Annotated in this window: 23 protein-coding genes and 1 tRNA gene; 14 read left to right on the forward strand and 10 right to left on the reverse strand. The window is 67.1% G+C overall.

Annotation, left to right across the window (positions count from 1 at the left end):
* Positions 1 to 5: 5 nt before the first annotated feature.
* Both AAH979_RS18475 and AAH979_RS18480 read right to left on the reverse strand, forming a co-directional pair.
* On the reverse strand, positions 6 to 1,391 hold the full coding sequence (locus AAH979_RS18475; RefSeq protein WP_346259360.1) for a hypothetical protein: 1,386 nt from the start codon (positions 1,389 to 1,391) through the stop codon (positions 6 to 8).
* A complete protein-coding gene (locus tag AAH979_RS18480; protein WP_346259361.1) occupies positions 1,391 to 3,439 on the reverse strand; it encodes a DUF87 domain-containing protein in 2,049 nt (682 codons plus the stop codon). Before AAH979_RS18480 ends, AAH979_RS18475 begins: the two co-directional genes overlap by 1 nt.
* Positions 3,440 to 3,603: 164 nt before the next feature.
* Between AAH979_RS18480 and AAH979_RS18485 the strand changes: the two genes are divergently transcribed.
* The gene (locus AAH979_RS18485; protein ID WP_346259362.1) at positions 3,604 to 3,813 is read left to right on the forward strand and encodes a hypothetical protein; all 210 of its coding nucleotides are present in this window, start codon (positions 3,604 to 3,606) and stop codon (positions 3,811 to 3,813) included.
* Between the two features lie 487 nt (positions 3,814 to 4,300).
* On the opposite strand, the gene AAH979_RS18490 is transcribed toward AAH979_RS18485, so the two are convergent.
* The 4 genes from AAH979_RS18490 to AAH979_RS18505 all read right to left on the reverse strand — a co-directional run bounded on the left by AAH979_RS18490 (position 4,301) and on the right by AAH979_RS18505 (position 8,386).
* Entirely contained in the window at positions 4,301 to 5,773 is a 1,473-nt protein-coding gene (locus AAH979_RS18490) for a tyrosine-type recombinase/integrase (protein ID WP_346259363.1), read from the reverse strand.
* A complete protein-coding gene (locus tag AAH979_RS18495) occupies positions 5,770 to 6,198 on the reverse strand; it encodes a hypothetical protein (RefSeq protein ID WP_346259364.1) in 429 nt (142 codons plus the stop codon). Before AAH979_RS18495 ends, AAH979_RS18490 begins: the two co-directional genes overlap by 4 nt.
* On the reverse strand, positions 6,173 to 7,105 hold the full coding sequence (locus tag AAH979_RS18500) for a DUF2637 domain-containing protein (protein WP_346259365.1): 933 nt from the start codon (positions 7,103 to 7,105) through the stop codon (positions 6,173 to 6,175). The genes AAH979_RS18495 and AAH979_RS18500 overlap by 26 nt, the downstream gene beginning before the upstream one ends.
* 393 nt (positions 7,106 to 7,498) lie before the next feature.
* Positions 7,499 to 8,386 (reverse strand): replication-relaxation family protein, encoded by an 888-nt coding sequence (locus AAH979_RS18505; protein WP_346259366.1) that lies wholly within the window; start codon positions 8,384 to 8,386, stop codon positions 7,499 to 7,501.
* A 1,128-nt stretch (positions 8,387 to 9,514) separates the two neighbouring features.
* On the opposite strand from AAH979_RS18505, the gene AAH979_RS18510 reads away from it, so the two are divergent.
* Complete coding sequence (locus AAH979_RS18510; RefSeq protein ID WP_346259367.1) at positions 9,515 to 10,171, forward strand: HAD family hydrolase; 657 nt, start codon at positions 9,515 to 9,517, stop codon at positions 10,169 to 10,171.
* Here AAH979_RS18510 and AAH979_RS18515 read toward each other — a convergent pair.
* Positions 10,168 to 11,505: an XRE family transcriptional regulator gene (locus AAH979_RS18515; protein WP_346259368.1), complete on the reverse strand. Its 1,338-nt coding sequence runs from the start codon at positions 11,503 to 11,505 to the stop codon at positions 10,168 to 10,170. The genes AAH979_RS18510 and AAH979_RS18515 overlap by 4 nt on opposite strands.
* A gap of 483 nt (positions 11,506 to 11,988) precedes the next feature.
* Here AAH979_RS18515 and amcA point away from each other — a divergent pair, with 483 nt between their 5' ends.
* The 11 genes from amcA (at position 11,989) to AAH979_RS18570 (ending at position 21,473) form a co-directional block, all read left to right on the forward strand.
* Positions 11,989 to 12,165 carry a multiple cyclophane-containing RiPP AmcA gene (amcA, locus tag AAH979_RS18520; RefSeq protein WP_346259369.1) on the forward strand — a complete coding sequence of 59 codons (177 nt, stop codon included), beginning with the start codon at positions 11,989 to 11,991 and terminating at the stop codon, positions 12,163 to 12,165.
* Positions 12,166 to 12,171: 6 nt separating this feature from the next.
* Complete coding sequence (locus AAH979_RS18525) at positions 12,172 to 13,140, forward strand: NAD-dependent epimerase/dehydratase family protein (RefSeq protein ID WP_346259370.1); 969 nt, start codon at positions 12,172 to 12,174, stop codon at positions 13,138 to 13,140.
* Positions 13,141 to 13,161: 21 nt separating this feature from the next.
* Complete coding sequence (locus tag AAH979_RS18530; protein WP_346259371.1) at positions 13,162 to 14,142, forward strand: thymidylate synthase; 981 nt, start codon at positions 13,162 to 13,164, stop codon at positions 14,140 to 14,142.
* Complete coding sequence (locus AAH979_RS18535; RefSeq protein ID WP_346259372.1) at positions 14,139 to 15,875, forward strand: carbamoyltransferase C-terminal domain-containing protein; 1,737 nt, start codon at positions 14,139 to 14,141, stop codon at positions 15,873 to 15,875. The genes AAH979_RS18530 and AAH979_RS18535 overlap by 4 nt, the downstream gene beginning before the upstream one ends.
* Positions 15,857 to 16,903 carry a hypothetical protein gene (locus tag AAH979_RS18540; RefSeq protein WP_346259373.1) on the forward strand — a complete coding sequence of 349 codons (1,047 nt, stop codon included), beginning with the start codon at positions 15,857 to 15,859 and terminating at the stop codon, positions 16,901 to 16,903. The genes AAH979_RS18535 and AAH979_RS18540 overlap by 19 nt, the downstream gene beginning before the upstream one ends.
* A 51-nt stretch (positions 16,904 to 16,954) precedes the next feature.
* Positions 16,955 to 17,476, forward strand: a complete 522-nt coding sequence (locus AAH979_RS18545) for a topology modulation protein (protein WP_346259374.1) — start codon at positions 16,955 to 16,957, stop codon at positions 17,474 to 17,476.
* Positions 17,477 to 17,500: 24 nt separating this feature from the next.
* Positions 17,501 to 18,316, forward strand: a complete 816-nt coding sequence (locus tag AAH979_RS18550) for a class I SAM-dependent methyltransferase (protein ID WP_346259375.1) — start codon at positions 17,501 to 17,503, stop codon at positions 18,314 to 18,316.
* Positions 18,313 to 19,050: a phosphotransferase gene (locus AAH979_RS18555; protein ID WP_346259376.1), complete on the forward strand. Its 738-nt coding sequence runs from the start codon at positions 18,313 to 18,315 to the stop codon at positions 19,048 to 19,050. Before AAH979_RS18550 ends, AAH979_RS18555 begins: the two co-directional genes overlap by 4 nt.
* Before the next feature lie 22 nt (positions 19,051 to 19,072).
* Complete coding sequence (locus tag AAH979_RS18560) at positions 19,073 to 19,723, forward strand: histidine phosphatase family protein (protein ID WP_346259377.1); 651 nt, start codon at positions 19,073 to 19,075, stop codon at positions 19,721 to 19,723.
* Positions 19,720 to 20,502 (forward strand): aminoglycoside phosphotransferase family protein, encoded by a 783-nt coding sequence (locus AAH979_RS18565; RefSeq protein WP_346259378.1) that lies wholly within the window; start codon positions 19,720 to 19,722, stop codon positions 20,500 to 20,502. Before AAH979_RS18560 ends, AAH979_RS18565 begins: the two co-directional genes overlap by 4 nt.
* Before the next feature lie 101 nt (positions 20,503 to 20,603).
* The gene (locus tag AAH979_RS18570; RefSeq protein ID WP_346259379.1) at positions 20,604 to 21,473 is read left to right on the forward strand and encodes a hypothetical protein; all 870 of its coding nucleotides are present in this window, start codon (positions 20,604 to 20,606) and stop codon (positions 21,471 to 21,473) included.
* Between the two features lie 11 nt (positions 21,474 to 21,484).
* Here AAH979_RS18570 and AAH979_RS18575 read toward each other — a convergent pair whose 3' ends face one another.
* The 3 genes from AAH979_RS18575 to AAH979_RS18585 all read right to left on the reverse strand — a co-directional run bounded on the left by AAH979_RS18575 (position 21,485) and on the right by AAH979_RS18585 (position 25,113).
* The gene (locus tag AAH979_RS18575) at positions 21,485 to 21,781 is read right to left on the reverse strand and encodes a DUF4326 domain-containing protein (protein ID WP_346259380.1); all 297 of its coding nucleotides are present in this window, start codon (positions 21,779 to 21,781) and stop codon (positions 21,485 to 21,487) included.
* Positions 21,782 to 22,059: 278 nt separating this feature from the next.
* Positions 22,060 to 24,717: a hypothetical protein gene (locus AAH979_RS18580; RefSeq protein ID WP_346259381.1), complete on the reverse strand. Its 2,658-nt coding sequence runs from the start codon at positions 24,715 to 24,717 to the stop codon at positions 22,060 to 22,062.
* 320 nt (positions 24,718 to 25,037) lie between these two features.
* A tRNA-Lys gene (locus AAH979_RS18585) sits at positions 25,038 to 25,113 on the reverse strand.
* 188 nt (positions 25,114 to 25,301) lie between these two features.
* Between AAH979_RS18585 and AAH979_RS18590 the strand changes: the two genes are divergently transcribed.
* Positions 25,302 to 26,540, forward strand: a complete 1,239-nt coding sequence (locus AAH979_RS18590) for an Ig-like domain-containing protein (RefSeq protein ID WP_346259382.1) — start codon at positions 25,302 to 25,304, stop codon at positions 26,538 to 26,540.
* Positions 26,541 to 26,621: the final 81 nt, after the last annotated feature.

A 26,621-nucleotide genomic window follows, 5' to 3' on the forward strand; every position in this document is an offset into this window, starting at 1 on the left:
GGCGATCATGGTACCAGGCCGGTGTTGCGGGACGTTGGGTCGAGACCAAGCCGCTTGGTGGCCACCAAGCGCAGTACGTCGGTGCCGACGCCGATGGGGAACGCTGCCTTTCCATGCGCAGCTGCCACGGGAATGATCCCATCGACGTACATGGAGGAGCCTGTTCGGTCGACAACGTCGAGGATTGCTGGGAGCGTGGGGTAGTCCTTTGGGTCAGGCCGTCCCCCGTTCGCGTCGTATGGCGCACCGGACGGTGGCATGACTGTCGGGACGATCACCCGCCCGTCGAGCGCCCGATAAACGAATTTGCGTCCCCAGTAGGTCTCCTTGCCGTATGCACGAGCATTGGCCGCGTTGGTGACGCGAGCGATGATCTGCTCGTCGCAAACAAGCAGATCGCCAGGGACCAGCACATCGTGGCGAGCCAACTGCCGCGCGTAGTCGACCATGGCACCGGACTTCTCAATACCACAGACAAATGGACCCACGCCGGGTGTGGTTGAGGCCATCGCTTGGAAGTAGTCGAGGGCACGGCCTCGCAGCTTGGCCGGAGGACCGTACACGGCAAGGGGGCCATCGACGATGAATAGCGTGGTAGGCAGTAGCTCCTGACGGGACTGCTCCCAAAGTAGGGTGGCCAGCCCGACCAGCACAAGGAGTTCGACAACCGACATGAGTCGGCCGAGGGCGGACTGGTTGCTTCCCTCCTCGCCCACTTCCTCGTGGATGCGTAAGACGTCCGTGGGAAACAGCCAACTGCCGCACGCGTCGCAAGCGGCTCCGGCCGGCGGGACGCCGACGTCCTTGCTGCAATCTTCGGTCGGGCAGTTCACGGGCACCGTTGACGCGGGCACGCCCGGCTTCCCCTGTAACAGAAAGAGCAGCTCCAGCAAGGTCTGATTCAGGCGATTGACTTCGACCTTCTTCGTACGGAAGAGTTGGTCGATGGCCTCTCGCCACGAGGTCGCGATGTCGACACTCTCACGGGTGTAGGCGCCAGCGACCGGAAGGTCGAGCGTCACGAGCGCCGTATTGACGGCTCTTGCGACCTCGTACGGGTCGACGAACCGCTGTGCCTTTTGCGTCTCAAGGATGCTGAGGTCAAGATACGCCGCCGCAGCTTGCGCGAACCCGTACAGCACCGACGGCAATCCATCCCGCACCCGCTCAACAACGTACGACCCGTCGACGGCGAGCGCAGACGACAGCGGCAATGTTGGGGAATTGAAGTCGCTGCGGTGCCGGACCCGCTTGCGGATCTCCTCGACATCGCGCAGCACCTCAGACGGGACGTGGAACGTACGCTGATCGGCGATGGCACGGACCGCAGCGGTCGAGTGCCCGAGGCGTGAGGCGAGTTCATGGGTCCCACCGACGGTCTCGTATGGCATCAGGCGGCCGACCCATCGCCGTTCGGAGTCAACGGAGGATCACCCGCGGACGCGCGGGCCTCGTTGACGAGTTCCAAATCGTAGCGATCGATCTGCACCGGAACGATGTACGGCGATGACAGGGTCTTGAGTCTTACGTAGCCGCGGTCTTCGGAGGCGATGATGGCATCGGAGAACGAGCCGAAGTCGTAAAACTGGGCGAGTTCACGAACTTCCTTCGTGTTGTTCAGGTGCGCAACTACCCAGTTGGCCGTGTTGGCCTTCACCTGGTGCGCGACGCCCGAAACCTCTTGGGTCGCGTACGTCATGCCGAGGTTCAACTTGCTCGCCTCCTTGGCGAGCTTGACCCAGATATCCCGGTCGTCCTTGTAGCGGTCGGACGAGAACAGATTATGGGCCTCCTCGAGCATCACCTGGATGGCCGGGGGCTCCTGCCCTGCCGTGAAGACGGCGGTCTGGCGCTCAAGTAGCCGAGCAGTGATCGATTCGCTCAGGGCCTTGGTGATCGCGCTGGCTCCGACGTGCAGGTCGACGATGACGATGCGCCCTTGAAGGAGTTCGTCATAGATCTCGATTGCGGGGTCATTCATCGTCAGAGGGCTGTGGAATGGCCGCAGCGGGTTGAGGTTCTTCCAGCCGCGTACGTTGCGGTTTTGGCTCTTCGTCGTGAAGATCGGTTCCACGCTCGTCCATCGGACGTTCTTCGTGAAGTCCACGGCGTTGGCGTCGCCCGCCTCGCGAAGCTCCACGATTGCATCTACGACGGCCTCCACGTTCGAGGCGCCCACGGTCACCATGTTGGCCGTCGACCCCGCTTGGGTGAACGGGTTGCGGCGGAGCTTGCCCGTGATGACCTGCTGAAACTCGGCCTTGATGTTGATACGAGCTCGAAACTCGGGCGGCACTTCGAAGCCTGCGCGCATAAGCGCTCCGTAGAGGACGAGTCTCGCCCGCTGCGCGTGCGTGGTAGCGGACCGATCGTTAGGAACATCCGCGTAGGACGCACCCGCGAAGTCCTTTACATAGCCCGCGTCATCGGTGCTGAGCTCGCCGGAGATGAGGCTCTGAACCGCGTCGATCTGGTTTTCGGAGAAGAAGTTGATTGAGAGAGGCTTGACGTGCGGCTGCGACCCGTCCGCACCGAACTTGAAGATCCGGACGTGCTTCGCGCCGATGGCAGCGATTTCGGTGCCGTCCTGGGTGTTCGGGTTCGCGTACTCACCCTGCGGATCAAAGATCAACTGCCCCACGGGACGCTTGCCTACAGAGCGCTGACGCTCCGAGATGGCGAATGTGCGAGCGATGATAATCTTCGCGGTGTTCGACTTGCCCATCCGGGTCATGCCCAGGAGGGCGGTCTTGTGACCGATGAAATCACGGATGTTGACCTCGACAGTAGCCGTGGCCTGCTTCGACGCCTTTGCCCGGCGACGAGTCGCGGAGTACCGAACAGCGCCGATACGGACGCGGTCCACGGGGCGATCCGTCGGTTTCAGGTACGAGGCAATTGCCGAGAGCCCCTCGCCGACCGGCTTCAGCACCCGGTAGGTGGATGTGGCATAGAAGTTGTCCACATCGGCGCCGAACTCGAGCACCTTCTGGCCTTCGACGTCGTCCTCGTAGAAGGTGCCGAGAATCCTGCAGCGTAGTCCGGTGAAGGAAACGCGATTCTTCGTGAACGGGTCCATCTCTAGGTCGAGAACGACGGACGGCGATGGGTTCTGGCTGCTAGAGAGGGCGGCGCGGAGGGACTCCTCGCGCACGGCATGAAGGTCGCTCTCCATCGACAGCGACGACGTCCCCTCCACGCGCAGCAGCAGGACTTCGTCGTCATCGACCTGCGGGGTGTTGATGTCCTGGGCCGTGGCGAGCAGGAACGAATGCTGGGGTATGCCACCCGCATCGAACTTCCAACGGTCGTGTGTGAGCACGATAGCCTCGGTGTAGCCGATCCGGTAGATCGCGCCGATGCGGGTCGATCGGTCGTCCGCCAACAACTGCGAGTTCAGCAACGAGCCTGCGCCGACGCCGGGTATAAGGTTGGTCATGCAGGCTCCTCTGCGCGATCGAATTTCCTAGCCTAGTAATTACCGGCTCAACGAAGTTGATGGGGTTCGGCTGATTTCGCTGGTCTGTCCAGGGTAGACCATGATGGGCGGCAGCAGCCGTGTCGGCTTGTAGGCAGATGCCGCACGGTCGCGGGCAGCGGCCGATGTCGCGATCGCCGACGGTGGACGCGCCCTGGTGCGGTCGGCGCGGGATCACTACCAGGCGGTGGGTCGCCGAGCAGATGATCGCCCTGCTGCACTGGCTCCGCCGCCTGCTCATCCGCTGGGAGATCCGCGACGACATCCACGAAGCTTTCCTCGCCCTCGCCTGCGCCATCATCTGCTGGCGCCGACTCCGCCGCTCAAGAAGTTAGTAGTAGCTAGGACCCTGGTGAGGCCTCCATGCAGCTCCAACGGTGTCGTGCGACAGTCCTGCTGCCCGCAATGAGCCTCCGGCGCTGGACCGGCCGTAGAAGCGCCTCCAACGCTTTTGCCTGGGCGCGGTCCATTTGGGAGTGTGCCTCAGCGCCCACACCCTCCCCAACTGTCTCGCCCTGGAGCTTTCGGCGCTGGCTTGCCGATCTCGGAGCCGACCGTGCGCGCGGCCTTGCTGCTGCGTCCACCTACCTCCGTTGGAACGAACTGCTGAAGCCCGTAGAGGATGCCTACCTCGCCAATCGGATCGCAGTGTCAACGCTTCGGCAACCTCGACCCTGCCCGAAAGGTCCTCGAGAGCTCGCCGACTCCTGGCGTGAGAGTCTTCAGGAAGCGGCGACATGGTCAGACCGCTCACACGGCGTAGGGCCACCCGACGACATCGTCGGCTGGCCCTACGCTGCTGATAGGCGGTGAACCCGCGAACTATGCCGGCCTTGCGGTACCACCGCGGCGTGGGACGACGGCGGCCGTTGCTTCGGCTGCGGCGTGGGAGAGTTCGGGGAGGACGTCTCCATAGAACTTGGCGGTGAAGTGTGGGCTGGAGTGACGGAGTCGGTTGGAGATGACTTTCATCTGGACGCCAGCGGCGAGGCCCATGGCGGCGGCGCCGTGGCGCAGGTCGTGCAGGCGGATAGGCGGCAGTCCGGCTTGGGTGGCGAGGTGGTGGAAATGGTCGGTGACATCGGCGGGGTGAAGCCGCCCGCCGGTCGGGGTAGTGAACACCAGCCCGGTCCTGGTCCAGGCGGCGCCAGCGGCAAGGCGATCGCGGTGTTCCCGCGTGCGGTGGGCGCGTAGGACGGTGACGGTTTCGGCGTCGAGGGCGACGGTGGCCTCGCTGTCGGTGGTTTTTGGGGTGTCGATGGCGGTGGCCCAGCCATGTTGGACGAGTTGCCAGCGGACGGTGAGGGTGCGGGCGTCGAGGTCGAGGTCGTCCCAGTGCAGGCCGCATGCTTCGCCTCGGCGCAGGCCGGTAAAGGTGATGAGGTGGTAGAGGGCGTAGAGGCGGTCGCCGGCGTCGTGGGCGCGGTCGAGGAATCGTCCGGTCTGTTCGGGGGTCCAGATCATGACGGGGCTGGGGATCTTGCCGGTGTCGCGCCAGGTCTTGACACGCTGGTCGGTCCAGATGGTCGGCTTCGGTGCCCGGGCCGGGGGTAGTTCGACCACGAGGGCGGGGTTGATGTCGATGAGCCGGTGGCGGCGCATCGCGTCGTTGAGCGCTTTACGCAGCGTGGCGTGGATACGGTGCTGAGTCGCCGGGCCGACGATGCGCTGACCCTTGACCTGGTCCCGCTTGACCTGGTCTCGACTGGCGCGGAGGGTGTCGATGGTGGTGTTGCGTTCGTCGATGGCGTCGTACATCGCGTCGATGTGGCCGGGCCTGAGCCGGTCGATGCGCAGGTGGCCGAGGTACGGAATCAGGTACAGCCGGACGTGGCCCTCGTACGAGCGCAGGGTTCCCTGCTTGATGTTCTTACGTCCGGCGAGCCAGTCGGTTAGGTACTCCCCGACGGTCGGCAGTTCGGTCGGGGTGATGTCCAGGTGCAGCGCCCGGCGGATCTGATCCGGCGTGGGTATGGGTGCGCCGGTCTTGGCGGCGGTTTCGATGAGGTCGCCGGTCTTGACCGTAGCGTGTGGGTCAGTGGGGTCGGGGACTGCGAGCGCGGCGCGGATGCGGTCCAGAACCGCGTCGGCGTCTGCCTGGGTCGGGTACGGGCCGTGCCGCAGCGGCCGGCGGCTCCCGTCAGCGCGGGCGGGGACCTCGATCTGCCAGTGCCATTGGCCGTGGCTGCGGGACCAGCCACCGCCGGGCCGGCGGAGCTGAGGGCAGGAGCGCCCCAGTCGCCGGCCCGAAGTGGCGTCGCGGCAGCCGCAGCGTTTGAAGATGGATCCCTTCACTCATCGTCTCCTGGGTGCTCGACGCGGTGCCGCCAGCGGTGGTGGGCGTAGTCCGCTGGCGGCCTGGTCGTTGCATCCACGCTCGCCTCGCCGGTGCGATCAAGTCGCCGGTCGTCGGCGGCCAGGGCGGGGCTTTCGAGCAGCAGGAGCTGGAGCAGGCCGGCGACCGGGACGATGATGCGGGTGCCGGCCCGGATCAGTGGTGTGGGGAAGGTGTCGGTGGCGGCGAGCCGGTACGCCTGGGATCGACTGATCCCGAGTACGGACGCGGCGGTGGCGAGGGTGGTGGTCACGCCCAGGGCACGGAGGCGTTCCTCGGTCCACACCTCGGCAGCAATAGACGCGGGTCCGGCGGCGGGGACGGTGGACGCGGTGTTTGCCGTGGCGCGGTAAGGCTGCTCAGTTGAGTTTACGCGGGTGCTCATGATCGAGATGCTCCTGATCGTCTTGGGATGTTTCGGCTTCGCCGGATCGATGGCTGTCGTCCGTTTCGGGCAGGTCGGTGGTGCCGGTCGCGCGGTCGAGTGGGCTGGTGCCCGCCGACCACTGATCGGCTTTCAGCGGCGTCCCTGCCGGTAAAGATCGGCTGCGCTTGGACCCAGTCGCTGGCAGGGACGACTCGGCTTTGAGGGTCTTGAGGAGATCGGATACCCGGGTGTTGGAGACGGTGTGCCCGGCGGACCGGAGAGCATCGGCGAGCGCTGCCCGGGTGAGCGGCTCCCCGTCCGCGGCGAGCCGGTCCCGGACGTGTCGTGCTGCGGGCAGCAGTTCGTCTGCGTCAGGTGAGCGGTGCGTAGACCACTCGCGATGTTTTGTGTTGCGGTGACGGGTCCGTCCGTCTCGTCGATGGCTGGTGCCGGACGGGCGGACGGTCCGAGCGGTGGACCGCTCCCCCACCGGTCCGGCGGGCGGGGCTGCGCCGATCGGTCTGGCGGACAGCTCGACGTCCGCGGTCCGGTCCGGATGGTGTGGGGCGGACGGGGTTGCGTCGCTCCGGGTCGCCGTGCCGGTGTAGCCGAGGGCGACCTTGACCATGACGAGAAAGCCGAGTGCCGGCACCGCCGCGGCGATCCAGCCGATCGGCGAGGGCTCAGCCTCGACGACCTGCGCCGCGAGCGAAAGCGTGACCGCACAGCCCAGTACGACCGCCGGGAACCTCGTCGAGGCGTGGACGCGTTTGCGACGCCGCAGCTCGAGTCCGGCTGCGATGGACATCAGTTCCAGGACGATGGCGTCCGCCCAGGCGAGCCATCCTGGTTGACCGTGTGCTGCGGCTACGTTGTGGACGTGTGTGAAGCTCGCTGCACCGGCGGCCCCGCCGATCGCGAGCATGATCAGGATCTGGACGGCTCCCTCAGCCCGGTCCGTCCGCCGGGGACCGTCCGCATCGTTCTGCGGCGTAGTCGTGGCGAACCACCTCCTCCGTCCGGACCGCAGCGGCGCCGGCACCTACAGGTGCCGAGATGGTCTGCACGGGGACGGAGATCATGTCCGTACCTCTCAATCTGGTGATCATCGGGACGATCGCGCACGAGCACGGGTACCGCCCAGACGAAGGCGCGGGACGATACCTCGGAAAGGGTGGTGTTGGAAAGGATCCGGATCTGTCACGGCGCTGTCCGCGCTGGCAAGTCTTGCCGTGACAGCCGGGTGACAGATCCCCGCTCTTGCTGTCAGCGGAGACTGCGAGGAATAGGCCGCCTCTTGGCGATCGGATGGCACGGCTCATGCCGCCTCCGACGATTCGTGTCGCAGGTCGACGACGTACGCGGCGAGGTCAACCAGCCGGTACCGCTGGCCGTTTCCGTGCGCGATGGCCCAGACCGCGTCAGCCGGAGAGAGCCCCGCCGAGGCGGCGTGATCGCGTGCGCCGGTGGCGATCGGCAGCGGCGGCGCCTCCTCGGCGAGCAGGCGTCGCAGGTTGCGTTCTCGGGCTGCGGAGTGCAACCAAAACAGCACCGGCCACACCCGTCCAATCATGGCAAACAGTTTCTGGTACCCGATCAGCTTGCCGAGCAGGACCGACAGCTGCTCACCGCCCGAGTCGTACTCGACGAAGATCGGCACCTCAGTGCCGTCCTCGGCCCACAGGCCGTATCCGTCCGGTCGTATTCGGGGTTGGTAGGCGCGCATCAGCCCTGGATCCTCGGGGCTGGTGAAGGCTCCGGCTCGGTCGCACGCCGACTCCGGCAACCATCGGCACAGTTCCGCTTCCGGATGGGTACGGGCGTAGCCGGCCAGGTCGGTGAAGAAGCCGTTGATCCCGAGCCGGTGAGCCAGGCTGCGGCTGGAGGTCCAGCGCCGCCGCTCGACACGGGCGTGATCGCGCCGTGGCGGCCGCTCATCCCGCGCTGCGGCGACGACCTCGGCGCCGAGCTGGTCAATGACGTAGTGGTACGGATACGAGCCGCCGTCGGCGCGCTGTGGCCGGAACCGGGCCACAAGCCGTAGCCGGTGCAGCGTGCGCAGCCGGCGTTGACAGAAATCCAACGACGGAAACAAGGCGTGGGCGATCTGGAACGAGGTCAGCACCCCGTGGTCGTACAACCAGCTCAGCAGCACCTGGTCACGGTTGGTCAGCTGGGACTGAACGCGAAGGACGGGGTCATCCACCGGATCTCACCTCCTCGTCGATCCTCATGAAGCGGGTCCCCGGGGAGAGACCCGAGACCATGCAGGGTCTCTCGCAGGACAAACAGCAGGTTCTGACAGACGCCATGACCTGCGGTGTGACCGCTGGTCGGGGGTCAGTTCGGGGGTCCGGCTGAAGACTGACCCCAACCCGGACGCCAACACGGACGCCCGAACCGAGGTCAAGCCGGAATCTGTCACCGCCAACGGCCGGAAGCCGAAGCGGCGGAATGAAGAAGTGGGAGAACAACGCAACTCCTTGGTTGAAGGTCTGGACGGTGCCGACAGGCACGACGCCGTCACGGGATCGCCGGCCGTACTTCCCGCACGCCTGATCGAGGCGTGCGGCAGGTAGCCGGCGCCCTGCCGGGTCACGCCCGGCAGGGCGGGCCGCGCTATCAGCGGCCATGGAGGTGTCACTGTGGAGGTGTCAACGAACAGGTAGGCCGGGATACCGCCTGGCATGAGGCGGATCAGGGCAGCAGCGGTCGGCACGACCGCGAGCGGCACAGTCGCGCAGGCGAAGATGGACAGCAATGGACAGGGCGGTTGGCGTTCGCACCGGTATCCGGGTTCGTCACAGCCCGTGACGGGGACTCCTGCAGCCGCGTGACATTGCGGCGGCCGGGTAGGGCTTCGGCTCAACCCGCCGGGGGAAGATCCTTCATCTCAGCCCTCCTGTAGCTCGCTCGACACCCGTCGCCGACCCGCTCACACGGACTTAGCAACGAAAGCAAGCGCTCCTACGGAGCGCCCACCCATCGACCTCTGAAGCCCGGCGATCAAGACCGCCGCACGGGGAACGTCCATCCAGTACCTCTCGGCAGAGCTTCCTTGTCAAGGCCATTCAGCTGCTGCGATACAGCTCACGAGCCTCGCCGGCACCATCGATCGTGCAGGGGCGCATCGATCCGTCCGGGCGAGTACGCCGTGGTCCGACGGCGGTGCCTAGATTCCGGGGAATGCAGATGTGCCAACTTCCCGCGATGCTCCGTTCGCTTGCCCTTCCGTCGTCGCGGTATACGCCGGGCCGTCTCGTCTGCGACCGGTGACCTTCGGGCACGCAGACCCCCGTAGATCACTCTGCGTGTCCGGGGGCACAATCGAGGTGTGATCGCGAGCGTGTTCTTCGATGTAGGCGAGACGATCGTCGACGAGTCCCGGGAGTACGGGACCTGGGCAGACTGGCTCGGCGTACCGCGCCACACCTTCTCAGCTGTCTTCGGGGCGGTGATCGCTCGGGGCCTCGACTACCGGGAGACGTTCCAGGTGTTCCGCCCAGGGTTCGACCTGGCCGTGGAGCGGGAGCGCCGGACGGCGGCGGGACAGCCGGAGTCGTTCACCGAGGAGGACCTGTACCCGGATGCCCGACCGTGCCTCGCCGCGCTGCGCGAGTCGGGGCTGCGGGTCGGCTTGGCCGGCAACCAGACCGCGCGGGCGGAGACGATCCTGCGTGCCCTCGACCTACCGGTCGACGTCATCGGCACATCGGACGGCTGGGGTGTCGAAAAGCCGTCCGCAGCGTTCTTCGAACGCGTGGTGGCCGAGGCGGGCTGCCCCGCAAATCAGGTGCTCTACGTCGGCGACCGGTTGGACAACGACATCCGTCCGGCGCAGGAGGCGGGGATCGCGACCGCCCTGGTCCGTCGCGGCCCGTGGGGCTACATCCTCGACGACAGGACAGTCAGCGACCGCTGCCTGTTCCAGCTCGACTCGCTGGCCGAACTGCCCGACCTCGTCCGCAAGCACAACGAGTCGGCCGGCTAACTACCCGGAAGAGCCGCTCGACCGACGGTGAGAGCGGCGATGCGTTCGTCGAGCTGTGCACCGTGCCGGCTGTCGCCGAGTAGGGGCCGGACGGCGCGGACCCGGTCGAGGCCGATGCCGTACCAGTCGGTGTGCAGGGCGTCGATGGCCTGGTTGAGGTAGTCGGCGACCTGGTCGCCGTCACTGCCGTGTGCGGTGGCGAGGTCAGCGAGGACAACACTGCGCTGCTTCGCGCTGGTACCGGTGAGCCCGGCGAGCGCCTGGTCGAGTTGGACGGCGGCTTCGCGGTGGTCGCCGCTGACGAGGGCTGCGTACCCGGCGAAGGAGTGCAGGCGGCCGTTGTCGTAGAAGTCGAGCCATTCGGGTGGGGTGGAGTCGCCGTCGATCGCCCCTGCCGCCAGATCGATGTGCCGGCGGCTGGCGGCTGCCGCTCCGGCCCGCGCCTCCACCTCCGAGGCGACGCAGTGCAGCCAGGAGCGGACCATGGGGCTGACACCGTGCCAGGTGTGTTGAATGGCTGCGTCGATCAACGGACGGGCGCCGGCCGGGTCGTGACCGAACGCGGGAATGAAGGCGGTGTGGCCGAGAACAACCGCAGCCAGGGCGTGGTCGCCGGCTTCGCGGGTGGCAGCGAGGGCGACGTCGTAGCAGCGTTCGGCGATGGCGGGCCGGCTGAGGTCGAAGAAGGCGAGCCGGGCGGTGAGCAGCGCGGATTCCGCGAGCGCGCTGGCGAGGCTGGCGCGGCTGGTGCCGGTGGCGGCGGCGCGCAGGAGCCCGATGCCGAGCTGGGTGTGGGCGTAGGCGGCCTCGTAGAGCGGCCGGGCCGGGCTGGTCCAGTACAACTCCCGCTGGCAGCGCACGATCTGCCGGTACGCGTCCGGGTCGACGGACTTGCCGTCGGCGTGTGCGGCGTCGGGGTCGAGGGACAGCAGTGGCGCGACCAGGGGCAGCATGCTGGCTCCGACGAGGGCGCGTAGTACGGACGCACGGTCCCAGCCGTTGCCGTTGTCGTCTCCGGTGAGCATGTCCCACAACCTCCTGAACTCGTGCAGTGTTTCCGCCTCCGGGCGTACGGCCAGCTCGTCGGGGGTGAGCAGGCCGAGGTCGCTCGCTGGCTTGCCGAGGATCGCGACGAGGTGTTTGCGGTAGCGCGGGTCCGGCCACCGCTCGCCGATCTCCCAGCGTCGGACAGTGTTGGCGTTCAGCCCGGTGTCGGTCTCGCCGGCGCGGCTCATCTCACTACGGATTCGTTCGGTGATCTCCTCGTACGACCACCCGCGTTGGAGTCTCTCCCACGCGAGCCGCCGGTTCGGGGGATAGCGCCGCTCCGCCATCGGACACCTCCGGGCATCGCCAATCGACGTAGATCACGCTAGCTAGTCCGGCTACGGGTCGTCACTAGCTGGTTGCGATTGGACGGGCAGTGGACGGTACCGACCGATGGCCACAGACGGTTCGCTATTGCCGAGCCTCGAACGGTGCCGCCCGACGGCGGCTACACGGCCAGCCCGAATCGGCAACAGCTCAGGGGGTAGATCGTGGACACGTTGATCGAACTCGGCAAGACGATCTCGGGCCCGCGCCTAGTTGCGGCGGTGGTTCATGGCTCCAGTGTCGTGAGGCTGTCTCCTCGCCTGCGTACTGCCACGAGGGCTGCGCGGGCGGGTGACCGGCGGGACGCTCCCACCCGCAGCCTTGCGGTGGCGGACCCGCTGTCCCCCCCGGCGGGTCCGCCACATCGACCACGAGCGGACCCTCTCCGACACGCACCGCCGGCACACCCCCTACCAGCGAGCCGGCATGCAGACGGCACGGCAATGACCGTCTACCTCTCCCGCAACGCCGCCACGACGGCTACCAACGACGCCGACGGACAGGAATGCGGGAGCCGCCGGACCGCGATCGGTCGAGCAGGTGTTCCAGCGGTCGATCCTCCCCTGCTCACCCACGCCTGGCTGCTGATCTTCGAACACAGCACACGAAAGGAGGCGTGACGATCCATGTTCCGAGTCCTGGTGACCGGGGCGGCCGGGTTCATCGGCTCGCATCTGGTCGACGCGCTACTGGCCCGAGGCGTGACGGTGATCGGCCTGGACCGTCGCCGACTCGGCGACCACGCCCTCGCGGACGAGAACCTCGCCGCCGCAGTCTCCAATCCGTCGTTCACGCCATACCACCTCGACCTGGGCACCGATCAACTCCACGACGTGGTGAAGGGCTGCGACACCGTCTTCCACCTCGCCGCCCGGCCCGGCGTCCGTCAGTCCTGGGGCAGCGACTTTCTCGACTACGCCCAGACCAACGTCCTCGGCACCCATCGACTCCTCGACGCCTGCGTCCGGCAGGGCGTAGGACGGCTGGTCCTCGCGTCGTCGTCCAGCGTCTACGGCCCGACGAACCGGCCAAGCCGGGAGGGCGACCCGACCTCTCCGATATCCCCGTACGGCGTGAGCAAGCTCGCCGCCGAGCACCTCTGCCTGGCCTACGCCCGCCGCCCCGACAGCCAACTCAGCGTCGTCGCACTCCGCTACTTCACCGTGTACGGGCCTCGGCAGCGACCCGACATGGTGATCGGTCGGATCCTGTTCTCCGCATACACCGGATTTCCGATGACCCTCTTCGGCGACGGCAGTCAGCATCGTGAGTTCACCTACATCAGCGACGTCGTCACCGCGACCATCGCCGCAGCTCATCTCGACGTCCGGGCCGCAGTCGTCAACGTCGGCGGTGGCGCGAGCGTGTCCATGCGCGGCGTCATCGACGAGGCGTCGAAGGTCACCGGCCGGCAGGTACCGATCAAGGTCATGAACGCCCAGCCGGGCGATGTTCCGGCGACCGCAGCCGACCTGACCCGCGCCGGCCGGCTGCTCGGCTACTGGCCCACCGTCGGCCTGTACGAGGGACTCGCCCGGCAGTCCGCCTGGCTGATCGACCTGTCCCGCGACCGGCTCGCCACCTTCACCTCCTGAACCCCGCAACGGAGCCCACCCATGATCGTTCTCACCGCCGACTCAGCCAGCGAACTCTTCACCGCCGCCTGCCAGGCCGTACTACTCAACGGTCGCGCCGCATCCCCACGCGACCACGCCACCACCGAGGTCATCGGCGCCCACCTCTGCCTGACGAATCCCCGACGACGGATCGTCCACGTACCACCAGCCCGCGTGATCAACCCGGCCTTCGCCGTTGCCGAGGCGCTCTGGATCCTCTCCGGCTCGGACGACCCATGGATCTTCGACTACAACGACAACCTCCGCCAGTACGCCGACGACGGCGTGCTCCGCGGCGCCTACGGCCCGCGGCTGCGCCGGTGGGGTGGCCGGATCGACCAACTCGACGCCACGGTCGATCAACTCGACGCTGTACGACGGCAACTGCACGCCGACCGGGACACCCGGCGAGCCGTGATCCAGCTCTACGACCCGTCCCGCGACCACCGGGGATACCGGGACGTGCCCTGCACTCTCGGCTACCGCTTCTTCATCCGCCAGAGCCGGCTCGTAATGCACACCAGCATGCGCAGCCAGGACCTGTGGCTCGGCTTCCCGTACGACATCTTCACCACGACCTTGATTCAGGAGCTGATGGCCGGCTGGCTCGGCGTCGATCTGGGCGAGTACCACCACCACGTCGACTCCCTGCACCTCTATGCCGACCACACGGAAGCAGCCGCCGCCTGCCTGCACGGTCTGCCCGGCGACGCCGAACTGGCGCCGGTCACCGTGCCCTGGGCGGACCTCGACGCCCTTCTCCAACGCGTGATCTCCGGCGCCACCGACTCAGCAGACGGGCCGGTCTGGGACGCGTTCGGCCGGACCCTCAGCAGCTACCGATTCTGGAAGGCAGGCGACCGGGACCAGGCGCGGAAGCTGGCCGCAGCCACTCCCGGCCCGCTCGGCCAGGCCCTTTCAAGCTGGTACGACCACCTCGCCCCGGCCGTCGCCACAGCCACGCAGGACGCACGAGGATGAGGGCGCGACCGGACAGCCGCCACGCCGACGTCGTGCTGGGCCTGTGCGCGTACACGCACGATTCGGCAGCCGCGCTCCTGGTCGACGGACACCTGATCGGCTTCGCCGAAGAGGAGCGACTCGACGGGGTCAAGCACAGCAAGGCATACCCAGCCAACGCCGTCGCCTGGCTGCTGGCCGAGGCTGGGCTGACCGCAGACCAGGTAACGACAGTCGCGTACAACTTCGACGGCCGCCGATACCTGCCCGCGCTCGGTCAACTGCCCGCGCACCTGGCCGCCTCCGTGACGCGCGCCCGGGCGGTGCCCCGTGCTCGCAGCTTTCTCACCGTCCGCCGCCGCTACCAGGCCAGAATGCGGGACCTGTCCCGACGGTTCCCACACGCCCGACTCCGGCTGATAGAGCACCATCGCGCACACGCCCTCTACGCTTTCCTCGCCGCCGGGGTGGACGACGCGGCCGTCCTGGTCGTGGACAGCCTCGGCGAACTCCAGACCACCACCATCTGGCACGCCGCACAGCACGACACCCGATCCTTCCAACTCGCTCTGCACGACGCGGTCGACGACCCCGCATCGCTCGGCTACGCCTACGGCGCCGTCACCGAGCACCTGGGCTGGCGTCGAGGCGACGAGGAAGGCACCGTGATGGCACTGGCCGCGCTCGGCAACCCGGAGCGCTTCCACGGCCTGATGAGCCGAGCGATCCGCCTCACCCAAAACGGCTTCACCCTCGATCCGACCCTGCTGCCGCTGCGGGTGCTCTCCAGCCGGTACGGCCGGACCACACCGGCATTCGCTGCCGCCACCTGCCCGCCCCGCCTGCCGGGCGCACCGGTCGAACTCGTGCACACCGACCTGGCCGCCGCACTTCAGGAACGGACCGAGCAGGTGATGCTGCACCTGGCCCGGCGAGCCACCCGGCTCACCGGATCCGGCCTACTCTGCCTCGGCGGCGGCGTGGCGATGAACTGCGTCGCCGCCGGAATCATCACCCGCGCCGGCATCGTCGACGAGGTGCACGTACCGCCCGCGCCTGGAGACTCCGGCACCGCCATCGGCGCCGCAGCAGCCGCCTGGCTCGACACGACCGGCCGGCCACCCACCGGCGTCGAACAGCGCTGCTACCTCGGCCCGGCGTACCCGAAGCTGACCCTGCACGCCGAACCGCGCCCCGGCCTGGCCGCCGAACGCCTAAACGATCCGGTCCACCACCTTGCCCAGCGGCTCGCCAGTGGGGCGATCGTCGGGCTCTTCGCCGGCCCGCTGGAGGCCGGGCCACGCGCGCTGGGCAACCGGTCCATCCTCGCCTCACCCCTTTCACCCGGAGTCGTGGACCGGCTCAACGCCACCGTGAAGTTCCGCGAACCGTTCCGGCCGTTCGCCCCGGTCATCCTCGCTGACAAGGCCGCCGACTACATCCAGCTGCGTCAACCCTCGCCGTACATGTCCATCGCAGCCCCCGTCACCGACCTGACCCGCACCCACCTACCCGCGATCGTCCACGCCAACGGCACCGCCCGGGTGCAGACCGTCACCCACGCACAGCATCCCTTTCTCGCCGGCGTCCTGACCGCCTTCGGCGCGATCACCGGACACCCCGTCCTGATCAACACCTCGCTGAACGTCAAGGGCAAACCAATCTGCGGTACTCCGGAAATGGCGCTCGCCTGCCTCACCGCGACCGGCCTGGACGCTCTGCTCATCGAAGGCTGGTGGGTGACCAAGTGCTGATCGGCTACAGCTTCTGGGGATTCCTCGGCCCCGGCATCCTCGACACCCCCGACGGCGGACGCAGCCACCGCCGCACACTCATCGACGGCCTACGCCACACCGGCCATGACATCCTGTTCCTCCAGCGCAACCGCGACCTGGACGAAGCCGGAGACGACCTCACCGAGCACTATCGGTGGGCCATCGACCTGCCCGGCATCGACGTCCTGTTCCTCGAATGGCGCTGGCCCATCCCCGACCGCAACACCACGCCCTGCGGCCGGCCCGGCCACACCTGCGATCTTCACCGGCAAGCCGAACTTCTCACCCGCTACACCGTCGAACTCGGCATCCCGACGATCATCTGGGACAAGGACCGACAGCTCGACCCGGATGACTCACTCCGCCAGCTCAACCACGTCACGATCTGCGAGCCTGCGCTGCATCCGAGCCCAGGGGCGGTGCCGCTGCTCTTCCCCGTCGCCGATGCTGCCATCGACACTGCCAATCCCGCCGCACTCGCCGCCCACCCCCGGCCGACCCCACTGGTATATGTCGGCAACCAGTATGACCGCGACGACGCGTTCGACACCTTCTTCGCTCCCGCTGCCGCGCAGCTACCCCACCTGATCGCCGGCAAGTGGCCCGACACCAACCGCTGGCCCGGCCTCAACTTCATCGACCGGGTCCCGTTCCCGCAGGTCACCGAGATCCACGCCAACGCTCTCGCCACCGTGCTGCTACTACCCGACCGCTACGCCCGTGTCGGCCAGATCACCCAGCGGATCTTCGAGGCGGTCCTCGCCGGCTGCGCCCCGCTCCTGCCTACCACCGTCCGAGGCGCCGCCGGACTCGTACCGGCGAGTCTGCACGTCACCAATGCCACCGACGTACGGGACCGGGTCGGCTGGCTTGCCGAAATCGCCGGCACCAACGACCACACCAACCTGATCGCCGACTGCCTGCGCCGCCTCGCCCCGTTCCGGCTCTCCGCCCAACTCGACGTACTCGACCATCTTCTGCGCCATTCGGACCGGGTGCCGTCATGAGCCGCCGTGTCCGCCCGACATCACTTCATCCCGCCCCTACCCTGGAGGACCATGGACAGGATCGCCATCATCGGCTGCGGCGGCAGCGGCAAATCCACCGTCGCCCGGCAGTTGGCCCTCATCCTCGACGCGCCGCTGACCCACCTCGACGCGATCTACTACGACGAGCAGTGGAACCCGCTGCCCCAGGACGAGTTCGCTGCTCAGCAGGAGAAACTCGTCGCGGGCGAGCGGTGGGTCATCGAGGGCAACTACGCCGGCACCCTACCCATCCGGCTGGCCGCCGCCGATACCGTGATCTTCCTCGACCTACCCGCCTTGACCTGCCTCTGGGGCATCGCCCAACGCCGCTTGCGCTACCGGGGCGGCCAGCACCAGGCCGACGGCGTCTACGACCGAATCACCTGGAACTTCGTCCGCTACATCCTCGGCTACCGACGCACCATGCGGCCCCGGGTCGAGACCCTCGTCCGGGAACACGGGCCGCACGTCCGACTGATCTCACTGCGCACCCGCCGGCAAGCCAACCGACTGGTCGACCGGCTACGACAACAAGCCCAGCCGATGACGTAACCGGGCCGGGACGGGAGGCGGCCGGTGTCGGCTAACCCGTTCCTCGACCCCGCGCTGGTCCACGGCGACCTGTACTGCACCGACGACCGGCTCGCGGAACGCACCCGCGCGCTGCACCAAGCCAGGACCGTTGGGCGAAACGCCGCCCAAGTCGTCGTCGACCTACTCGCCCAGCGGACCTCGCCCGGTGCGGTCGTGCTCGACATCGGCTGCGGGCGAGGCACCACCACGCTCCGGATCGCTGCCGGTCTCCGCCCTCGACGGCTTATCGCGGTCGACGCCTCGGCCGCACTGCTGGACACCGTCCAGACCCGGCTGGCCCAAGCCGATGAGGTCGGCTCGACGGTCTGCGCCGATTTCCACCACCTACCGCTGCCCGATGCGATGGCCGACGCGGCGGTAGCCGCCTTCTGTCTCTATCACTCGACCACACCGGCCGTCGTCGTCGCGGAGATCGCCCGCTGCCTCCGTCCCGGAGGTGTCGCCGTCCTGGTGACCAAGTCGCTGGACAGCTACGCCGAACTCGACCAGCTCGTCCAAGCAGCGAGCCTCGACCCCGACGCCGCCCGCCGGCCGAGCCTCTACGAGAGCTTCCACAGCGGCAACCTGGTCAACATCGCCGCCACTCATTTCACCGTGCTCGATGTCCTGCACGAGCAGCACGTCTTCGAGTTCGCGGACGCCACGCACCTCGCCCGATACCTCGCCACGACCCCGAAATACCGGATTCCTTCGGCGGGTGGGCTAGCTGAACTGGCCGCGATCCTCCGGGAACGGCTGCCGGTGCCGCCGTATCCGACCCGGTCCACCGTCAGCTATGCCCTGGCGGCACGGCCATGACCAGCAACCTCTTCCTCAAGCGGTACGACGACCCACAACGTTGCTCGGCAGCGGCGGCCAATTACGCCTGGCTCACTTCGCTGGAGTCCGGGGTCCGCCTCCCGCACCTGGTCGCACGGACGAGTCGTCACCTGGCCTTCGAGCGGCTGCCGGGTCGGACACCCGAGGTGCCCGACCTGCCTCGCGTGGTGTCCGCACTCGGTCGACTGCACGACGCCGCGTACCGGAGGGAGCTGCACTCCGCGCGCCTCGACCAACCGCACACCACGTCGACCGGGCAGGTGCTTCCCGACTTCACCGGGCAGCGTCGGGAGGCGCTGCATCGGGCCGCACGTGTCACCGGCGTAGACCTGGCCGCACTGGACGCTGTTCTCGACCGGCCTGGCCGGTCTGCGGCCTTCTTCAAGGACCCGAACGTTCGCAACTACCTCGTTGAGGGAGAGAGCGTCGCCGTCGTCGACTTCGACGATCTCACCCTTGCCCCTTTCGGCTACGACCTGGCCGGCCTGCTCGTCACCGCTTCGATGACGTACGGCCGACTCAGCCAGCACACCGTCATGGGCTGCGTCCATGCCTACCAGTCCGCGATCGCACCGAACCTCTGCGCCCTTGACGAACTGCGGCAGTACGCCGAACTCCACCACCTCTTGACGCTCCGGTACCTCGGCACCAACGGATACCGGCACCCGTGGCCCACCGTCCGGCCCTGGCCCGACCCGTTCGCATCGACCTGACCGTCCCGAAGGAGTCCTGCCGATGGCCCCAAGCACCGAACTCGTTATCGCTCGCCATGGCGAAGCTGCCTGCAACGTCACCGGAATCGTCGGCGGCGAACGCGGCTGCACCGGACTGACCGACCAGGGCCGCCACCAGGTCACCCAGCTCGCTGCCCGGCTTGCCACTGAACACGACGATCGCCCCTACGCCGTCTTCTACTCCACGCCCCGGCGTCGGGTAGTCGAGACCGCCGAGATCATCACCGATGCGCTCCGGCTGCCGTCCTCGGTCGAGCCGGAACTTCGCGGCCCCGACCACGGCGACGCCGACGGCCGACCGTGGGCAGACATCAAGACTGCCTTTCAGGGTCCGTCACAACACAATCCGGACATGCCGTACGCCAACGGCTCCGAAACCTGGAACCAGTACCTCGACCGGGCAATCAGCGCCCTACAGAAGATCCTCGCCCGGCACGACGGCCAAAGGATCCTCATCGCCGCCCACGGCGAGACCATCGAGGCAGCCAACCACCTCCTCCTCGCACTCCCCCAGAACACCTGCCTACGGCTCGGCTTCGTCACCGATCACGCCTCGGTCACCCGATGGCAGCGCCCAACCAACCGGTTCGGCCGCACCATCTGGCAACTCGTCGCCCACAACGACACCCGGCACCTCGAACCCCGACGATGAGCACCGATCTTCTCCAACTCTGCCGGCGCCTCCTCGACACCGACGCGGTACCCGTCACGCGGCACCTAGGCCACGCCGGCACTCAGGTGCTCCGTGCCTCGACCGCAGAGCATGGCGAGGTCATCGTCAAACAACACCGCACACACGAACGGCACACGCAGGAGGTGCACGCCTATCGAACCTGGATATCGGCCCTCGGCGACCGGGCGCCTCGCCTACTGGCGGCAACCGACGATCCGCCCGCGATCGCCATCACCGCCGTACCAGGTATCCCCCTCAGCCAGCGGAAGCTCGATCCCGAGGTTGAGCGAAACGCCTACCGCCAGGCGGGGCTGCTACTGCGGACACTCCACGCCGCCGGACCCCCACGACTGGAACCGGACTGGACGGCCTGGCTCGCCGAACGCGCCGAGCACTGGATCCATCAAGCCGGTAATCGAATCACACTCGGCTACCGCGCCGAGGTACGCGCCCACATGCGAGCCCTCCAAGACCTCGCTCCATTACCGGCCACGCCGTGTCACCTCGACTTCATGCCCCGAAACATGATCTACGGCGACGACGGTGTCGTTCGCCTGATCGACTTCGAGCACAGCCGCTACGACCTGCCCGCCCGCGACCTCGTACGCCTCACCACCCGCATATGGCCCGACCGCCCAGACTTTCGCGCGAGCTTCCTCGACCAGTACGGCCAGCTCGGCGCAGTCGACCGCGAGCTCCTGGAACACTGCGCGCACCTTGATGCCCTGACGACCTTGGTCACCACCACCCTCAGGTGAACTCAGGCAGAGGCCACATCGCCTCCGATGGCTAGCGCCTGGCGAATTTAGATGTGAGACTCTCTATGTAACGAGAAGTGCACAGGAAGCCACATTCAGCGATGTTGGTGGTTCTGGTGGGACAACTTCCGTTGTGGGGACCGGGCGCGGACGAGGATCCGCCATCGAAGCCAGTACTGACACGACCAACGGCACTCCGCCTCCTAATCACCGTGAAGGCGGCTCCCAATCCCTCCGCGCGCTACGGGGAGACAGTCTGCGTCGGCGCGCTCGGCCTGGAACCGCCCTGGACAGGCTGGATTCGGCTCTACCCGATCCACTTCCGCGATCTGGCCGACGACAGCAAGTTCCGTAAGTACGACATCGTCCACCTCGACGCACTGCCGTCCAGGCAGGACCAGCGCCGCGAAAGCTGGAAGCCGATCGTGGAAACCATCACCACCGAGCGGCACATCACCAACCAGCAGTCGCGTCGAAATCTCCTCGATCCCCTCGTCGAAGACTCCATGTGTCGGCTCAACCAGCAGGCCCGCGACGACCCGAGCGCACGATCGATCGGATTGATCCGCGCCGCCGACATCTCGGCCTTACGAGTCAAGCGCCATCCCGGCTGGTCGGCCGAGGACCACAGGAAGATCGCGGGCTACCTTAACCAGCTCGACCTACTGGAGCCGTCCAAGCGCAGCCCTCTCCAGGCACCGCGGTTCACCGGCGCCTACCACTACCGATGCGCAGACCGCCGTTGCCGCGGTCACCAGCAGACACTCTGGGACTGGGAATTCGTCGCCCTCCAACGTCGTCTGACCCAGCTCACCGACGCGGAGGCTGCGGATCAACTCCGACAAAAGTTCCTCGACCAGCTCTGCGCCGCCGACCGCGACGTCGCCTTCTACGTGGGCAACCAAGCGGCAAGACCGCAGTCCTTCAGCATCGGCGGCGTCTACGCGCCCAGACGGCCCACCGCCCGATAAAGGACCACACGTCAACCGATGATCTCGGCCAGAACATCAGCGTGGCAGGCGTCCTCAACGCGGCACCAACACGCCAACTGCTTTCCCGCGAGTTCCCGCCGCGCCCGCTCGACAAGCGCCGGCTGCCCCACCAGCCACTGCCGGTACAGGCGCAACGCCTCAGCCCGATCATGCCCACGAAGACTGAACGGATTGGCCCAGGGAGAACGCCGCAACCCGAACCCCTGCCTCCCCACATACACGGCACCGGGCGGCACCACCGGGTGATAGAGGTCCCCCTGCACACGAACCCGAGGTTGTCCTCCCACGCCGCCAGCGTAATCGGCGACAACCGCCTCCGCGTGGATACTCGGAGGGACTCGGAGGGAGCGCGTCGACGCCTGGTTAGGGACCGGATGCCCCGATCAACGCGAAGGGCCCTGCAGGATGACGACGAGTGGACGTCCACGGAACGACGACGTGTCCAGGCCACCCAAATCGAGTCCAACGGCTTCCGGGTATCCGCCGATCATCCAGCCCGCTTCCTGGAGCGCCTTTGATAGTAATCCACAGCTCCGCTGCTTCCTCAGCACCACAGCTGGTCCGCTCACCGTTGGACGCTCCGCTCACGCCCGATGGCCGCCTCAATGGACTCCTTCAACCGGCTGATCTCTTCATTGGTCCGATACCGGAAGGACATCGACAGTGAGTCTTCCATAGGCGGCCGGCCGCCGAGGAGTAAGCCGCGTTGCTCAGGCACCGGCGACTGGCCCTCGACAATAATCTGAATATAGCCGTGGTTCCAGTGTGTAGCAGGTTTGACAGCGACCGTGTCGATCTGATTGATGGTTACGGCACGACGACCCTTCATCTGAGAGCCAAGGCCGTCCTTGACGATTGTGACGACGCGGCCGTCGAACTCCACACGCCCCAGCAAACCCTTTACAACCATCGGCTCGTTGGATGAGCTTAGAACCGGGGCCGGCGTGAGCACCCGTTGTGCTGCAGGCTGGCGCTCCGGCTCTACGGCGACCACGAGGGGACTGTGGACTAACGGCTCGAGGTCTGGAGCCGCCTGCGAATTGCCGGTGGCTGCCACGGCAGACATCGCCAGCGCCAGGACATCGTCGACCGTGGCCGGTCGCTGGGTCGGGTCGTCGCGGGTCATCACCTCGACCACGGTGTGCCAGGGCGTCTCCGCTGGCACCAGCGGCCGGTTGGCTCGCGGCCACTGCTTCGTGCAAGCCCAGCCAATGAGCTGTCCGAGGCTGTAGATGTCGGCTTGTGGGCCGGCTTCGTGGGCATCGTCGGACAGCTCCGGCGCGGCGAAGCCCTCGGTGCCGTAGAGCACGCCGACCTGGGTGCGTCCGGGCTGACTGGTCCGGCCCCGCGGCCGTCGGCCCAGTCCCCAATCGGCGACGGCCCAGATTCCGTCGATCCTCAAGATGTTGGGCGGCTTCAGATCACGGTGAACCCAACCGTCCTTGTGTGGCTGCCGAAGGCCCTCGCAAATCGCCTTGACGAGTTCGAGAAGACCCAGCGGACTCTCAAACTCGTCGAGGGTCTCGGCCGCAGTGTCCGACGCCAGGGGCATTACGAGCCAACCGGCGGCTGGGTCGAAGTCAAGGACCGGTACGACGTGAGCATTATCGCCGAAGCGTTGCCCTGCCTCGACCTCGCGACGCATGCGCGCGACGTTCTCCGGATTCTTAATCTTCAGCCTCTTGAACGCTACTCGGGCACCGCTCGCGCGGTGCCGAGCGCCGAAGACAACCGCCTGCCCACCGTCGGCAATTGGTTTGGGGTCCAGAGCGTAGTCGCGCCGCTCCCCTTTAGCCGCCAACCGTAGCTGATGAAGCGGCGTCGCCATACCTACCCCGGCAGGCTGGGTCTGGTGTGGAAGCGTCGCTTTGAGGATCACCGGTCGAGGCAGCTGAAGATCGTTGCCGCGGACGTCGCCGAGGATATAAACATGCCTGTTTAGGGCCACTGCCATGCCCTGAACCTTGTTCAGCCGCAACCGCGCCAGCAGCTCGGTACTCCGGCCGAGAACGTCGGTGCGATAAATCGTTACGCCCACGCCACTGCCACTTGCCGATCCGGTGAGAACCGTCCAGGGGTTGAGCGCGATCACGTGGTTGGGATACGGCTGCTCCGATCTGACCTGGTCAGCTGACCGCACGGCGCTGCTGCGGGAGAGATCAACAACACCGCTGTTGCCGCCGGCCGCGAGATAGAAGCTACGGCCATGCAGCCATGTCAGGCTGTGAACGCTCGCGTTGAAGCCGACCGCGTACGTCTGCTGCCGCCCGAACCGGTCTCCGATGCGTGTCAGCAACAGTGTGTCGGAGCCCTCGCCGAACTCCACGCCGGTTCCCGACAGCACCCACGCGTCGCCCTCATGATCCGTACACAGACCGACGATGCCGCGGAGACCCCCGGCGGTCGGAACAACCTTCTCGTCGCAGTAAGCGATGACGGTGTCATGACAGATCACCCACACCGACCCGTCCCCCCGAACGAGGGGGGCACCGCGTAGCCCTCGCATCGCCAGGAACCAGGTTCCGGTACCACGCCTTACATCAAGCTCAATCAACCCATCCGCAGTGGTGAGCAGCAACCTCCGGTCATCCATGACCGCCATGCCCGTCATCTCCGGCCAGCCCGGCCGGCCTCCAAGAACTTGACGGATGCGCACGTCGCCCTCGACCCTGTCCACCAGGTCCCACGGCGGGGGTACACGATCGGGCGGCGCGAACTGTGGGCAGGGCGCCGGCTGCTGGGTTGTGAGAAACCGGGTCAGGGAGAGGTAGGGCTGAGCGTCGAAGATCGCCTGTTGGGCGACAGCTTCCAGCAGCTCTACCGGGTTGACGAGCCCGCCAAGCATCGCCTCAAGATGGTGTCGATCGAGCAGCATCACATCATCGCGTACCTCGAGCGACTCCGCATCGAAGCCTTGCATGGACAGCACTGCCGGTCGCAGCGTCGCTGTGGCACGCGCTCCCACCATGGCGACATGAGCCGCAGTCAATGGCTCATCGATGCCAGCGATCTCCATCGAGATGTTCATCGAGGGCAGCGGCACGGCGACAGTCCTGGCCGAGGTCAGGACGCCGGGCCGAGACCGACGCGCCTTCACCTCGCAACGGCTCAGGATCTCGACGACCAGATCAGACAGCCTGTCGACGCGATCCGGCTCAGCCGCTGCGTCGTCGAGGAGCGCGCCATACACAGCGATCAGTTCATCCCTACGTGAATCCGCCACTCGCGCCCTCCCTCGGCATCGAGAAGATTGTCCTTCACGCCACTGCCCGTCAGCGTGCCGGATTAGTCACCGAGGTGGACTCGCTGCACAGGTGCCGTCGGATTCCAAGGAACCCCGACGTTCTGACCGGAGTTCCTCGGAAGGACGCCTACCCACGGCGGCGCATGGAGGATTCACCTATCCGATGGCGAGACACCGCGTCCCACCCATGCCAGCCCGGTCCAACGGCTCCAGAGCACCCGCCGAGCACCCCGGCTGCGGCGGCAGCAATGAAAAAGGCCCCGGCCCAGGTGGGAACCCAGGTCAGGGCCTTGATCGGTTGGTGCGCCGCCAGGGACTCGAACCCCGAACCCGCGGATTAAGAGTCCGCTGCTCTGCCAGTTGAGCTAGCGGCGCTCGCTGACAACGGGAGAAACCTTAACACGGCCCGACGAGGGGGTTCCAACCAGTTCCCCTCCCGGTCGCGACCGGCCAGCCCAGGCAGCAAAACGGGCATTACACCCATAAGTTTCGGCGTCCGGGGCTAAAACTGTGGCCCCGATAGTGCACGATGTCTCCCGGGATTCGAGTGGACCGAGGTGGGGATGGGCAGGAGCACGCGCAACTGGGCGATGATCATCGCTCTGGCGGTCGCCACGCCGCTGGGTACGGCGGCGTGTGGCGGCGACGGGGACGAGAAGCCGCAGTTCGTCAGCGGTAACGGCGCGGCGGCGGGAGCGAGTACGACCCCGACACCACCCGCCGAGTCGCTCGAATTCGCGGTCACCCCGGCCAACGGCGCCAAGAAGCAGCCGGTGAGCGTCGAGATCGGCACCAGCGTCAAGGGCGGCAAGATCAGCAGCGTCAGCCTGACCGTCGCCGGCGGGGGTACGGTCAAAGGCGCGATGCGGCCGGACGGCTCGTCCTGGGTACCGGCGGCGCCGCTGAAGTACGCCAAGACCTACACCGCGCAGGTCACCGCGACCTCCGCGTCCGGGCAGACGGAGACCAGGACCACCTCCTTCACCACCATGGCGAAGCCGAGGTCGGTGATCGGCTCCGGCCTCTACCTCTTCGACGACAAGACCTACGGCGTCGCCATGCCGGTGGTGGTGGAGTTCTCGCCGGGGATCGCCAAGAAGGACCGGGCCAGGGTGCAGCGGCGGATGTTCGTCGACTCCGACCCGCCGCAGCCCGGCGCCTGGCACTGGGTCTCCAACGGCACCCAGGCCTACTACCGGGCCCCGGAGTACTGGCAGCCCGGGACCACGCTCAGCGTGCGGATCGGGCTGGAGGGCATCCCGCTGAGCAACGGCCGGTACGGCAACGTCGACCGCAAGGCGACCGCCAAGATCGGCAGCAAGTTCGAGATGAAGGTCGACAACAAGACCAAGAAGATGACCGTCTTCGAGGGCGGCAAACTGGTCCGGACCATCCCGGTGAGCCTCGGCAAGAAGAGCACCCCGTCGTCGAGCGGCACGATGGTGGTGATGGAGAAGAAGGAGACCACGGTCTTCGACACCCGCGACGACCCGGACCCGGCCAACCGGTACGTGACCGACATCGACTTCGCCCAGCGCCTGACCTGGGGTGGGGAGTACATCCACGCCGCCCCGTGGTCGGTCGGTGACCAGGGGCGACGCAACGTCTCGCACGGCTGCGTCAACGTCTCCACCGCGAACGCCCGCTGGCTCTTCGAGAAGACCAAGCCGGGCGACCCGGTGACGATCACCGGCACCGAGCGGAAGCTGGTCTCCGGCAACGGCTGGACCGCCTGGAACCTGCCCTGGAAGGAGTACGTCAAGGGCAGCGCCCTGCCGGTCCCCGCCGACCTCGGCGCCTGACGGGACGGATCGAGGACGCCCCATCGGCATTTGAGGCACTAACCGGCTAAATCGACCCCATCCGATGGTGTTCTACGGCAC

Origin of the sequence: Plantactinospora sp. ZYX-F-223 (assembly GCF_039649625.1) — a bacterium.
Lineage (GTDB): Bacteria > Actinomycetota > Actinomycetes > Mycobacteriales > Micromonosporaceae > Plantactinospora.